We start from the raw sequence: 12,053 nt of genomic DNA on the forward strand, positions 1-12,053 counted from the left end.
ATTTCCGCTCACGCCGCCGCGCCCCGGGGGTCCACCGGGATCCTCGCCGACACCCGGAACCCCCCGCCCGGGCGAGCCCCTGTGCGCAGGACACCACCGTAGAGGGCGACCCGCTCCCGCATCCCGACCAGGCCGTGCCCGATCCGGTCGCCGTCGGGCCGGGGGCCGCGCCCGGTGTCGACGATCTCCACGTCGACCGTGCCCCCGTCGAAGCTCAGCAGCACCTGGGCGGTGGCCCCGCCGGCGTGCTTGAGCGTGTTGGTCAGCGCCTCCTGGGTGATCCGGTAGAGGGTCAGCGCCACCCCCTCCTCCAGCGCCCCCGGCGTGCCCTCGACCCGCAGGGTCACCGGCAGGCCGGCGTCGCGCACCTGCTCCACCAGCGCCTCGATGCCGGCGAGTCCCGGCTGCGGGGCCAGGTCGGCGGCCGGCTCGGCGTCGGTACGCAGCACGTCGAGCAGGCGGCGCATCTCCCGCAGCGTCGCCCGGCTGGTCTCCTCGATGGTGGCGATCGCCCCGTCGGCCGCCCCCGGGTCCTTCGGCAGTACGCGCCGGGCCCCCGTGGCCAGCACCCCCATCACGCTGACGTGGTGCGCGACCACGTCGTGCAGCTCGCGGGCGATGCGCCGGCGCTCGTCGGCGACCGCCCGCTCGGCCAGCGAGCGCTGGTTCTCCTCGGCCGCCCGGGCCCGCTCCCGCAGCGCCTCGGTGGAGGCCCGACGGGCGTGCACGGCGCGTCCCACCGAGTACGACACCGCCCCGACCAGCAGGTTGTTCAGCACGAGGTAGGCGGAGCCGACGTTCGCCAGCATCTCGTCGGGCCGCGGCGCGAGGACGCTGGTGACGCCGACCGGCACCCACAGCACCAGCGCCGCCACGGCCGCCGTCCGCCACGGCCCGGCGGCGGCCGCCGTGTAGGTGAGCACCATGAAGGTCATGCCCTGCGTGGTCGGCGCGGGACCGAGCAGGAGGGGTACCGCGAGCGTCGCCACCGCCATCCCGACTGCGGCCCACGGCGCCACCCGCCGCCACGCCACGGGCACGGCGCAGACCACGCTCCAGCCCAACGCCGCCAGCAGGCGCCCCGGCCAGTACTCGCGGGGAGTCAGCGCGGTGAGCACCACCTCCGCCACGACGAGCCCACCGGCGAGGAGCGCGTCCGCGGCGAGGGGGTGGCGGCGCAGCCACGCCCGGGGACCCGAAGTCATACCGCGACGCTATCCGCCGTCGCGCCCGATTGATCGTCGCCGGTGGTGAGCCAGCCCTCCTCCCTCAGGAGGAGACCCGCTCATCCTCACCGGGGGGCTGATGCCCTAGCCGGGGCTGGGAGGACGGAAGCCGGAGCCGGGGCGGGCCGGAGCCGGGGCCGGCGCTAGCCGGGGCCGGGCGAGCTGGAGCCGGGGCCGAAGCCCTGGCCGGTAGCCGACCGTGCGGCGGCCGGCCGGGTGGAGCCACCGGGTCACTCGTCGGCGCCGGGGGGCGTCGGGCGGGACCGGGCGTCACGCAGCGGATCCGGCGCCGCCTGCGTCGGGAACGGCGGCGGGGTGCCCCCGAAGGTCGGGCAGAGCGCCTGGTGGCTGCACCAGTCGCAGAGCCGGCTCGGCCGGGGGCGGAAATCCTGCTGGGCGGTCGCCTGCTCGATCGCCCGCCACAACGCCACCACCGTGCGCTCGAAGCGCAGCAGCTCGTCGGCGTCCGGGGCGTAGTCGCAGACCTCCGAGTCCTTGAGGTAGAGCAGCCGCAGCACCCGGGGCACCACGCCCCGGGTGCGCCAGAGCACCAGCGCGTAGAACTTGAGCTGGAACAACGCCCGGGCCTCGAACGCCTCCCGCGGCGCGCCGCCGGTCTTGTAGTCGACCACCCGCAGCGCCCCGTCGGGCGCCACGTCGAGCCGGTCGACGTAGCCCCGGATCAGCAGCTCCTCGTCGACCACCGCCGAGATCAGGCTCTCCCGCTCGGCCGGCTCCAGCCGGCGCGGGTCCTCCACCGCGAAGTAACCCTCCAGCAGCCCGGCGGCGGAGCGGAGGAACTCGGCCGCGGCCGGGGAGTCGCCGTCGGCGAACAGCGTCGCCAGCTCCGGCTGCTCGGTGACCAGTCGGTCCCACTGCGGGGCCACCAGGTCGCCCGCCGCCGTCGGGGTGCGCCCGGCGGCCGGCAGGTCGAACAGCCGCTCCAGCACCGCGTGCACCAGCGTGCCCCGGGCCTGCTCGACGGTCGGCCGCTCGGGCAGCCGGTCGATGCTGCGGAACCGGTAGAGCAGCGGACAGGTCTTGAAATCCGCCGCCCGCGACGGCGACAGCGAGGCCCGCACCGTCGCCGGGACCTCGGCCGGGGTCGAGGAATGCTGCGTGGTCACCGGTTCCGCCGTCATGCCCGGAAGGTTAGGGCACCGGTGTGACACCACCGCCGTCGCCGCACCGGCGCATGATCCCCGCCGCGTAGCATCGATCCGATGGAGCAGACGAGGCGACCGCGCCGCCGGCCCGACGCGCGGACCGGCCTGACCGTGGGCCGGGTGTTCGGGGTGCCGCTGCACCTCAACGGCTCGATGGTGCTGCTCACCCTGCTGGTCACGGTGCTGTACGCGGAATTCGCCCGCCGCCAGCTCGACCTGTCCCAGCTCGCCGGCTACCTGATCGGCTTCGGCTTCGTGGTCTCCCTGCTCGGCTCGGTGCTCCTGCACGAGCTCGGCCACGCCCTCACCGCCCGCCGCTACGGCATCGGTGTGCGCGGGATCACCCTGGAGCTGCTCGGCGGCTACACCGAGATGGACCGGGACGCCCCGACGCCCCGCGTCGACCTGCTGGTGTCGCTCGCCGGCCCCGCCGTCTCCGCCGTGCTCGGCGTGCTCGCCGTCGCCGCCACCCTCGCCCTGCCCGACCGCACCCTGGCCAACCAGCTCGCCTTCCAGCTGGCCGTGAGCAACGTCATCGTCGCGCTGTTCAACATCCTGCCCGGGCTGCCGCTCGACGGCGGCCGGGCGCTGCGGGCGGCGGTCTGGGCGCTGACCGGCGACCGGCACCGCGGCACCGAGGTCGCCGGCTGGGTGGGACGCGCCGTCGCCGTCGGCACCGCCGCGCTGGTCGCCCTGCTCACCCTCACCCGCGACCTGGCGCCGCTGGCGCTGCCGCTGATGCTGCTCGTCGCGTTCACCCTGTGGCGCGGCGCCGGGCAGTCGATCCGGATGGCCCGGATCAGCCGCCGCTTCCCGCTGATCGACCTGTCCCGGCTGGCCCGGCCCGTGCTCGCCGTGCCCACCGGCACGCCGCTGGCCGAGGCGCACCGCCGCCGCGCCGACGGGAGCACCCCGGGCGCGGCTCTCCTGGTCACCGACACCGCCGGCCGGCCGGTCGCCCTGGTCGACCCGGCGGCGGCGGAGGCCGTGCCCGTGGAACGCCGCCCGTGGCTGGCCGTCGACGCGGTCGCCCGCTCCCTGGCCAACCTGCCCGCGATGCCGGTCGGGCTCGACGGGGAACGCGTGATGGAGACCGTGCAGACCCACCCGGGCGCGCAGTACGTGGTGACCTCAGGCGAAGATGTCGTGGGCATTCTGCACATCGCGGATCTGGCTCAGCTCCTCGAACCTCAACGGAAGATGAACACGTGACCGCAACTCCCCCCGCCGCCCCGGCCGACCCGGGCACCCCGGTGCCCGCCGACACCCCGGCGCTGCCTCCCGTGCACCGCGGCCCGTTCCGGCCCGGCGACCGGGTGCAGCTGACCGACCCCAAGGGGCGGATGCACACGGTCACCCTGGAGCCGGGCAAGGCGTTCCACACCCACCGCGGCATCCTGGAGCACGACGCGCTGATCGGCCTGCCGGACGGCAGCGTGGTCACCACCACCGGCGGCGGCACCGCGTTCCTGGCCCTGCGCCCGCTGCTGTCGGACTACGTGCTCTCCATGCCACGCGGCGCCCAGGTGATCTATCCGAAGGACTCCGCCCAGATCGTCGCCATGGGCGACATCTTCCCCGGCGCCAAGGTCCTGGAGGCTGGCGCCGGCTCCGGCGCGCTGTCCTGCTCGCTGCTGCGCGCGGTCGGCACCGAGGGCGAGCTGCACTCGTTCGAGGTGCGCGACGACTTCGCCCAGATCGCCCGACGCAACGTCGAGGCGTTCTTCAACGGGCCGCATCCGGCCTGGCACCTGCACGTCGGCGACGTCGCCGGCTGCACCGAGACCGGCTTCGACCGGATCATCCTCGACATGCTCACCCCGTGGGAGACCCTCGACATGGTCGAGCGGGCCCTGGTGCCCGGCGGCGTGTTCATCGGCTACGTCGCCACCACCCCCCAGCTGTCCGAACTGGTCGAGGCGCTGCGCGAGCGCGGCGGCTGGACCGAGCCGCGGGCCTGGGAGTCGCTGGTGCGCGACTGGCACGCCGAGGGCCTGGCCGTGCGACCGGACCACCGCATGATCGCGCACACGGCGTTCCTGGTCTCCGCGCGTAAGCTCGCCCCCGGCGTCACCGCACCGCCGCGGCGCCGTAAGCCCAGCAAGGGCGCCGAGGCGTACGCCGAACGCCGCCAGGCGCTGCGCGAGGCCGAGGCCGCCAGGCAGGCGGCCGCCGCCTCGGCGCAGCAGACGGCGGCCGAGGACACGGAACGGCCGTGACGGCGCGGCGGGGCGACGAGTAGTGAACGGACGGATCCCGCCCGCCGGCGCGTGCCGGCGGGCCGGGCACGGGGAGGTGGCATGAGCCGGCCCGGCTTCGGCGGGGGTGACCTGCCGGCGGTGTTCCCGGACTGGTCGCCCTACCAGGACCTCGAGTCGGCGGCCCGGGCGTACCTGCGGGACCCCGACGTCGCGCTCGAGGCGCTCGGCGGGGTGCTGCGCGGCGCGTCGGTGCTCGGCTTCACCCTGGAACGCTTCGTCAACGAGGTCAACGGGGTGTGGCAGGAGGTCGTGGTCTGCGACGGCAGCCGCCTCGTCCTCTGGCACGGCGAGGACGTGCCGCCGGGGGAGGGGCCACCGGGGTCGATGACCTCGTCGCTGCGGGTGGTGCCGGTCTCCACGGTGACCGAGGTCGGCTGCCGGCGCCGGCTGACCCGCGACGACGACGGCGGGATCCGGGTCGACAGCATCGACGTCTACCTGCTGCTCACCTCGCTGGACGAGGCGCCGCCCAGCGACGAGGCGGTGGGCGCGCCCCGACACGACGCGCTGCGCTTCGGCAAGACCCTCGACGACGGCGGCGCCGGCCAGATCGCCCGCCTGGAGGAGTTCGCCCGCCTGGTCGCCTCGGTGGTCGGCCGCCCGATGCTCTGAGCGGGTGCGCCCTGCTCTGAGCGGTGCGCCGGCCCGGCCGGGCCCTGAGCCGTACGCCCGGGCTCGCAACGCCCGGGCTCGCACGGCCGGGTCGTCCTCCCGCGCCCGACGACGCGGGAGGACCGGGCCGTCAGTCCTCCTCGGCCTCCGGGCCGGCCACCTCGACGCCGTCGCTGCCGCGCACCACGTGGATGCACTCGCCCGGGCACTCCTTCGCCGAGTCGATCACCTCGAGGCGCAGGTGCTCCGGCACGTCGACCCGGCTGCCCGGCGCCAGCCGCAGCTCACCGTCGGGGCCCTTGACGTACGCGAGCCCGTCAACGTCGAACTCGAAGACCTCGGGCGCGTACTGCACGCAGAGCCCGTCGCCCGTGCAGAGATCCTGGTCAACCCAGACCTGCAACTGGTCCGTCACGACCTCCGCCACGGTGTACCCCCCATGTTCTCCCGTCCCACGCCCCGACGGTACCCGAACGCCCGGACCGGCCCCCCGGGCCACCCTTCGCGATCAAGGTTCGGTGACGAGCGCGTTGCGTGGGACCGAATCGGCCTCATAGCGGCTAGTGTTAGGGCAGAACGTTCAAGCCCCCCGGGGAGGTGGGACGTGGCACGCAGCGACGACGCGGACTCGCGCGCCGCACGGTGGGAGAAGGAGGCCCACGATCTCTCCACGCAGGTCGCGTTCCTTCAAGAGGAACTCGCTCTGGTGCGGCGCAAGTTGACCGAAAGCCCCCGACACGTCCGGCAGCTCGAAGAGCGGCTGGCGGCCACCCAGGCACAGTTGGCGCGGCTGACCGAGAACAACGACCGGCTCGTGAGCACCCTCAAGGAGGCTCGCGCGCAGATCGTGACGCTCAAGGAGGAGATCGACCGCCTCGCGCAACCGCCGAGTGGTTACGGCGTCTTCCTCGCGCGACACGACGACGGCACGGTGGACGTCTTCACCGGCGGACGCAAGCTCCGCGTCGCCGTCTCACCCTCGCTGGACGTCGCCGAGCTGCGGCGCGGCCAGGAGGTCCTGCTCAACGACGCGCTCAACATCGTCGACGCGTTCGGTTTCGAGCGGGTCGGTGAGGTGGCGATGCTAAAGGAGATCCTCGCGGGTCCCGACGGCAGCCCGGGCGACCGGGCCCTGGTGGTCTCGCACTCCGACGAGGAGCGCATCGTGCACCTCGCCGAGACCCTGATCGGTTCGCCGATCCGGGCCGGCGACTCGCTCATGATCGAGCCCCGCTCGGCGTACGCGTACGAGCGGATCCCGAAGAGCGAGGTCGAGGAACTGGTCCTGGAGGAGGTGCCCGACGTCGACTACACCGACATCGGTGGCCTCCACTCGCAGATCGAGCAGATCCGCGACGCGGTGGAACTGCCCTTCCTGCACGCCGACCTGTTCCGCGAGCACCAGCTCCGCCCGCCGAAGGGCATCCTGCTCTACGGTCCGCCCGGCTGCGGCAAGACGCTGATCGCCAAGGCGGTGGCCAACTCGCTGGCGAAGAAGATCGCCGAGCGGGAGGGCAAGGAGAAGCACACCAGCTTCTTCCTCAACATCAAGGGCCCGGAGCTGCTCAACAAGTACGTCGGCGAGACCGAGCGGCACATCCGGCTGATCTTCCAGCGGGCCCGCGAGAAAGCCGGCGAGGGCACCCCGGTCATCGTGTTCTTCGACGAGATGGACTCGATCTTCCGGACCCGCGGCTCCGGCGTCTCCTCCGACGTGGAGAACACCATCGTCCCGCAGCTGCTCAGCGAGATCGATGGTGTCGAGGGGCTGGAGAACGTCATCGTCATCGGCGCCTCCAACCGGGAAGACATGATCGACCCGGCGATCCTGCGCCCCGGCCGACTCGACGTGAAGATCAAGATCGAGCGGCCGGACGCCGAGGCGGCGAAGGACATCTTCTCCAAGTACATCCTCTCCGGGCTGCCCCTGCACCCGGACGACCTGGCCGAGCACGGCGGCGACCCCCAGGCCACCGTCGCGGCGATGATCGACGCGGTCGTGCTGCGGATGTACTCGGAGACCGAGGAGAACCGCTTCCTCGAGGTCACCTACGCCAACGGCGACAAGGAAGTCCTCTACTTCAAGGACTTCAACTCCGGCGCGATGATCCAGAACATCGTCGACCGGGGCAAGAAGATGGCCATCAAGGAGTTCCTCACCTCCGGACGCAAGGGCCTGCGCCTGCAGCACCTCCTCGACGCCTGCGTCGACGAGTTCCGGGAGAACGAGGACCTGCCCAACACCACCAACCCCGACGACTGGGCCCGCATCTCCGGCAAGAAGGGTGAGCGGATCGTCTACATCCGCACGCTCGTCTCCGGCGGCAAGGGCGCGGAGGCCGGCCGGTCCATCGAGACCGCCAGCAACACCGGCCAGTACCTCTGACGGACACCCGCACGGGGCCCGCGACGCGTCGCGTCGCGGGCCCCGTCCCGTCCGTGCCCAGCCCTGCGCCCCCGTCGCCCGGTCTGCCGCGCCCCCTTCCGTCGCGCGGCCGACTACGCTCGACGTGACGGGGGACCGGGTCGGGCGAGCGAAGCGGGTAGGTCGATGAGCGTAAGACGGATCATGGGCACCGAGGTCGAGTACGGCATCTCCGTTCCCGGCCAGGCCGGGGCCAACCCCATGGTCACCTCCTCCCAGGTGGTCAACGCCTACGGGGCGCGTCCGGAACTCAACCGGGGCGGCCGCGCCCGCTGGGACTACGAGGAGGAGTCGCCGCTGCGGGACGCGCGCGGCTTCACCTACTCCGGCGCCGCGTACGACCCGGCCGAGGCACTCGCCGACGAGGACCTCGGGCTGGCCAACGTGATACTCACCAACGGGGCGAGGCTCTACGTCGACCACGCCCACCCGGAATACTCCACCCCCGAGGTGACCAACCCGCTGGACGTGGTGCGCTGGGACAAGGCGGGGGAGCGGGTGATGGCCGAGGCGGCCCGCCGCGCCGCCACCATCCCCGGCACCCAGCCGATCCACCTCTACAAGAACAACACCGACAACAAGGGCGCCAGCTACGGCTCGCACGAGAACTACCTGATGCGCCGCCAGACGCCGTTCGCCGACATCGTCGCGTACCTGACGCCGTTCTTCGTGACCCGGCAGATCGTCTGCGGCGCCGGCCGGGTCGGCATCGGCCAGGACGGCGGGCAGAGCGGCTTCCAGATCTCCCAGCGTGCGGACTTCTTCGAGGTCGAGGTCGGCCTGGAGACCACCCTCAAGCGTCCGATCATCAACACCCGCGACGAGCCGCACGCCGACGCCGACAAGTACCGCCGGCTGCACGTCATCATCGGCGACGCGAACCTGTCGGAGATCTCCACGTACCTCAAGGTCGGCACGACGGCGCTGATCCTCACGATGATCGAGGAGAAGGCGCTCGGCGCCGACCTCGGCATCGCCGACCCGGTCAGCGAGCTGCGCGCCGTCAGCCACGACCCGTCCCTGTCGCACCGCATGCGGCTGCGCGACGGGCGGCGGCTGACCGCCCTGGACGTGCAGTGGGCCTACTACGAGCGGGTCCGGTCCTTCGTGGACGACCGCTACGGCACCGACGCCGACGAGCAGACCCTTGACGTGCTCGCCCGCTGGGAGCGCGTGCTGGACCGGCTGGGCCGTGACGTCATGCTCTGCGCCGACGAGCTGGACTGGGTGGCCAAGCTGCGGCTGCTGGAGGGCTACCGGGAGCGGGAGCAGCTCGGCTGGGGCTCGCACAAGCTCCAGCTGGTCGACCTCCAGTACTCCGACGTGCGCCCGGAGAAGGGCCTCTACCACCGGCTGGTCTCCCGGGGCGCGATGAAGACGCTGCTCGACGACGAGCAGACCCGTACCGCGATGACCGAGCCGCCGGAGGACACCCGGGCCTACTTCCGCGGCCGCTGCCTGGCCCAGTACGCCTCCGAGGTGGTGGCGGCCAGCTGGGACTCGGTCATCTTCGACGTCGGCCGGGAGTCGCTGGTGCGGGTGCCGATGATGGAGCCGGAGCGCGGCACCCGCAAGCACGTGGGCGCGCTCTTCGACCGCTGCCCCAGCGCGAAGGACCTGTTGGAGACCCTCACCGGCGGCTGACCGTCGTCGACGGATTCCCGCCGTGCGCCGAAGCCGGCGCGCGGCGGGCTTTTCGTCGCCTCCGCGAGGTAAGTTGATCGCAGGGCGATCGTGGAGGAGGCAGCAATGGCCACTCGTGACAGCGGCGGGCAGTCGCAGTCGGGCAAGTCGCGTCAGGGCGAGGAGATCGAGGACGTCACCACCGAGGCGAACCCGGAGGTGGCGGAGCGGCACGCCGAGATCACCGAGGACGTCGACGACCTGCTCGACGAGATCGACTCCGTCCTCGAGGAGAACGCCGAGGAATTCGTGCGCGGCTATGTCCAGAAAGGGGGGGAGTGATACTGTATGCCCGATTCGCCTCAAGCGTCGGGCAAGGTATGCCCCCAGTGTGACCGATTGCTGCCCGCCGCCGAGTTCCACCGCAACCGGCGACGGGCGGACGGGCTCGCCTACTACTGCAAGTCGTGTGCGGCGGCTCGCTCGACGGCGAGCCGCCGCAGGCGTGGCATCGGGCCGCAGAAGCGGTCGGCCACCCCGGTCGGCGAAGGGCTCAAGTGGTGCCCGGACTGCGACCAGGTCAAGCCGGTCGACGAGTTTCCGCGCACCACCAAGAGCAGCGGCCGGCACAGCTACTGCAAGCCCTGCCACAACGCACGTGGCAGGGAGACCGCTCAGCGCCTGTACGGCGGCACGCGCGAGTACCACCTGCGGCGGCGCTACGGCGTCGGGGAGAAGGAGTTCCAGGAACTCCTGGCCGAGCAGGGCGGGGTCTGCGCCATCTGTGGTGGCGCGGACCCGCAACATCTGGACCACGACCATCGCACCGGGTGGGTGCGCGGGATATTGTGCTTCAACTGCAACGGTGGTCTCGGCCAGTTCCGTGACGATCAGTCGCGGCTGGCCGGGGCGATCACATATCTGAGAGGAACCACGTGGCAGCGGGTTTTGATCCATCCGGGCGTCTACCAGATGTGTTCACCAACGCGGGGACGTCCTCCTTCACCTCGTTCCTGAGCAAGGTGGCCCCCGAGATGCTGCCCGGCCGCCGGCCACTGCCGCCGGGTATGGCCGCCGACATGGCGCCACACGCGACGACCATCGTGGCCATCTCGGCCGCCGGCGGCGTCGTGATGGCCGGCGACCGGCGGGCCACCATGGGCAACCTGATCGCCCAGCGCGACATCGAGAAGGTGCACCCGGCCGACGCGTACTCCCTGGTCGGCATCGCCGGCACGGCGGGGATCGGCATCGAGCTGATGCGACTGTTCCAGGTGGAGCTGGAGCACTACGAGAAGATCGAGGGCGCGATGCTCTCGCTCGACGGCAAGGCCAACCGGCTCGCCTCGATGATCCGCGGCAACCTGGGCGCCGCGATGCAGGGGCTCGCGGTGATCCCGCTCTTCGCCGGCTACGACCTGGCCGCGAAGGACCCGGCGCGGGCCGGGCGCATCTTCAGCTTCGACGTCACCGGCGGCCCCTACGAGGAGACCGGCTACGACGCGATCGGCTCCGGCTCGCTCTTCGCCCGGTCGGCGCTGAAGAAGCGCTTCCAGCCGGGGCTCTCCATCGACGAGGCGGTCCGGCTCGCGGTCGAGGCGCTCTACGACGCGGCCGACGACGACACCGCGACGGGCGGCCCGGACCTGATCCGGCGGATCTACCCGGTGGTCATGACGGCGACGGCGGAGGGCACCCACCGGCTCACCGACGAGGAGATGTCGGCGATCGCCGAGAGCGTGGTCTCCGGCCGGATGGAGAACCCGGGCGGTTGATCCGCTCCCGCCCGCACCAGTCAGCAGCCGTCAGCACAGCGCCCTAAGGAGAACCGCCGCCGTGGCCATGCAGTTCTACGCCTCGCCCGAGCAGATCATGCGCGACCGCTCCGAGCTGGCCCGCAAGGGCATCGCCCGGGGCCGCAGCGCGGTGGTCCTGAGCTACGAGGGTGGGGTGCTCTTCGTCGCCGAGAACCTCTCCAGCGCCCTGCACAAGGTCAGTGAGATCTACGACCGGATCGGCTTCGCCGCCGTCGGCCGCTACAACGAGTTCGAGAACCTGCGCCGCGCCGGCGTGCGGATGGCCGACCTCAACGGCCTGAGCTACGACCGGCGCGACGTCACCGGCCGGGCCCTGGCGAACGCGTTCGCGCAGACCCTGGGTGCCATCTTCACCGAGCAGTCGAAGCCGTTCGAGGTGGAGATCTGCGTGGCCGAGGTCGGCACCACCGCCGAGGACGACGAGCTCTACCGGCTCACCTACGACGGCTCCGTCAACGACGAGCCGGGCCGGATGGCGATGGGTGGGCAGGCCGAGGCGATCACCGGCGTGCTGAAGTCGCACCACCGCCCGGACATGTCGCTGGGTGAGGCGGTGAAGGTCGCGATGCAGGCGCTGAGCAGCGTCGGGGGAGAGGGCGGCGCCTCCCGGACCATCGCCGCCAACCAGTTGGAGGTGGCGGTCCTGGACCGGCGCCGGGTGGGGCGCACGTTCCGCCGCATCACCGGGGCCGCGTTGACCGCGCTGCTCGACGGCGACAAGGCCGCCGAGGAGCCGGTGTCGGCCCGCCCCGAGGCGCCGACCTCGCCGACCGAGGAGGCGAAGAAGCCCACCACGTCGGCCGGCTCGGCGGACCTGGAGGGTCAGGAGACCCCCGAGGCGTAGCGCAGCACGTCCCGGGCGGGGGGGGGGGGGGCGGCGCGGCGCCGCGGCCCCCCCGCCCCGGGGGGGGGGGGGGCGCGGG

General features: G+C 72.6%; 12 protein-coding genes. 9 read left to right on the forward strand and 3 right to left on the reverse strand.

The genetic code is table 11. The features are described 5' to 3' along the window. Positions 1–8: 8 nt before the first annotated feature. Together AB0G13_RS14155 and AB0G13_RS14160 are read right to left on the reverse strand one after the other, a co-directional pair. Positions 9–1,205: a sensor histidine kinase gene (locus AB0G13_RS14155; protein ID WP_357873619.1), complete on the reverse strand. Its 1,197-nt coding sequence runs from the start codon at positions 1,203–1,205 to the stop codon at positions 9–11. Positions 1,206–1,456: 251 nt separating this feature from the next. Then, complete coding sequence (locus AB0G13_RS14160) at positions 1,457–2,368, reverse strand: RecB family exonuclease (protein WP_357873622.1); 912 nt, start codon at positions 2,366–2,368, stop codon at positions 1,457–1,459. A gap of 81 nt (positions 2,369–2,449) precedes the next feature. Here AB0G13_RS14160 and AB0G13_RS14165 point away from each other — a divergent pair, with 81 nt between their 5' ends. The 3 genes from AB0G13_RS14165 to AB0G13_RS14175 all read left to right on the forward strand — a co-directional run bounded on the left by AB0G13_RS14165 (position 2,450) and on the right by AB0G13_RS14175 (position 5,265). After that, on the forward strand, positions 2,450–3,604 hold the full coding sequence (locus AB0G13_RS14165; protein ID WP_357873624.1) for a site-2 protease family protein: 1,155 nt from the start codon (positions 2,450–2,452) through the stop codon (positions 3,602–3,604). Positions 3,605–3,645: 41 nt separating this feature from the next. Next, positions 3,646–4,611 (forward strand): tRNA (adenine-N1)-methyltransferase, encoded by a 966-nt coding sequence (locus AB0G13_RS14170; protein ID WP_357873642.1) that lies wholly within the window; start codon positions 3,646–3,648, stop codon positions 4,609–4,611. Between the two features lie 81 nt (positions 4,612–4,692). Continuing rightward, positions 4,693–5,265, forward strand: coding sequence for a hypothetical protein (locus tag AB0G13_RS14175; protein ID WP_357873627.1), 573 nt, complete (start codon positions 4,693–4,695; stop codon positions 5,263–5,265). Positions 5,266–5,395: 130 nt separating this feature from the next. Here the strand turns inward: AB0G13_RS14175 and AB0G13_RS14180 are convergent, their stop codons facing one another. Beyond that, complete coding sequence (locus tag AB0G13_RS14180) at positions 5,396–5,692, reverse strand: ferredoxin (protein WP_091106683.1); 297 nt, start codon at positions 5,690–5,692, stop codon at positions 5,396–5,398. Between the two features lie 177 nt (positions 5,693–5,869). Here AB0G13_RS14180 and arc point away from each other — a divergent pair, with 177 nt between their 5' ends. The 6 genes from arc (at position 5,870) to prcA (ending at position 11,974) form a co-directional block, all read left to right on the forward strand. Next, positions 5,870–7,651 carry a proteasome ATPase gene (gene arc / locus AB0G13_RS14185; RefSeq protein ID WP_357873630.1) on the forward strand — a complete coding sequence of 594 codons (1,782 nt, stop codon included), beginning with the start codon at positions 5,870–5,872 and terminating at the stop codon, positions 7,649–7,651. Positions 7,652–7,816: 165 nt separating this feature from the next. Next, complete coding sequence (gene dop / locus AB0G13_RS14190) at positions 7,817–9,334, forward strand: depupylase/deamidase Dop (RefSeq protein WP_357873633.1); 1,518 nt, start codon at positions 7,817–7,819, stop codon at positions 9,332–9,334. A 105-nt stretch (positions 9,335–9,439) separates the two neighbouring features. Then, complete coding sequence (locus tag AB0G13_RS14195) at positions 9,440–9,655, forward strand: ubiquitin-like protein Pup (protein WP_088993750.1); 216 nt, start codon at positions 9,440–9,442, stop codon at positions 9,653–9,655. A 57-nt stretch (positions 9,656–9,712) separates the two neighbouring features. After that, entirely contained in the window at positions 9,713–10,330 is a 618-nt protein-coding gene (locus AB0G13_RS14200; RefSeq protein WP_357873636.1) for an endonuclease domain-containing protein, read from the forward strand. Beyond that, positions 10,249–11,088 carry a proteasome subunit beta gene (prcB, locus tag AB0G13_RS14205; RefSeq protein WP_192581475.1) on the forward strand — a complete coding sequence of 280 codons (840 nt, stop codon included), beginning with the start codon at positions 10,249–10,251 and terminating at the stop codon, positions 11,086–11,088. The genes AB0G13_RS14200 and prcB overlap by 82 nt, the downstream gene beginning before the upstream one ends. A 61-nt stretch (positions 11,089–11,149) precedes the next feature. Beyond that, on the forward strand, positions 11,150–11,974 hold the full coding sequence (prcA, locus tag AB0G13_RS14210; protein WP_357873639.1) for a proteasome subunit alpha: 825 nt from the start codon (positions 11,150–11,152) through the stop codon (positions 11,972–11,974). Positions 11,975–12,053 lie beyond the last annotated feature (79 nt).

The organism is Micromonospora sp. NPDC023633, assembly GCF_040640035.1.
GTDB lineage: Bacteria > Actinomycetota > Actinomycetes > Mycobacteriales > Micromonosporaceae > Micromonospora.

Excerpts from the sequence above, each read along its gene's own strand:
- AB0G13_RS14155 (WP_357873619.1), bottom strand. The coding sequence starts at position 1,205 with ATGACTTCGGGTCCCCGGGCGTGGCTGCGCCGCCACCCCCTCGCCGCG.
- AB0G13_RS14160 (WP_357873622.1), bottom strand. The coding sequence starts at position 2,368 with ATGACGGCGGAACCGGTGACCACGCAGCATTCCTCGACCCCGGCCGAG.
- AB0G13_RS14165 (WP_357873624.1), top strand. The coding sequence starts at position 2,450 with ATGGAGCAGACGAGGCGACCGCGCCGCCGGCCCGACGCGCGGACCGGC.
- AB0G13_RS14175 (WP_357873627.1), top strand. The coding sequence starts at position 4,693 with ATGAGCCGGCCCGGCTTCGGCGGGGGTGACCTGCCGGCGGTGTTCCCG.
- dop (WP_357873633.1), top strand. The coding sequence starts at position 7,817 with ATGAGCGTAAGACGGATCATGGGCACCGAGGTCGAGTACGGCATCTCC.
- AB0G13_RS14195 (WP_088993750.1), top strand. The coding sequence starts at position 9,440 with ATGGCCACTCGTGACAGCGGCGGGCAGTCGCAGTCGGGCAAGTCGCGT.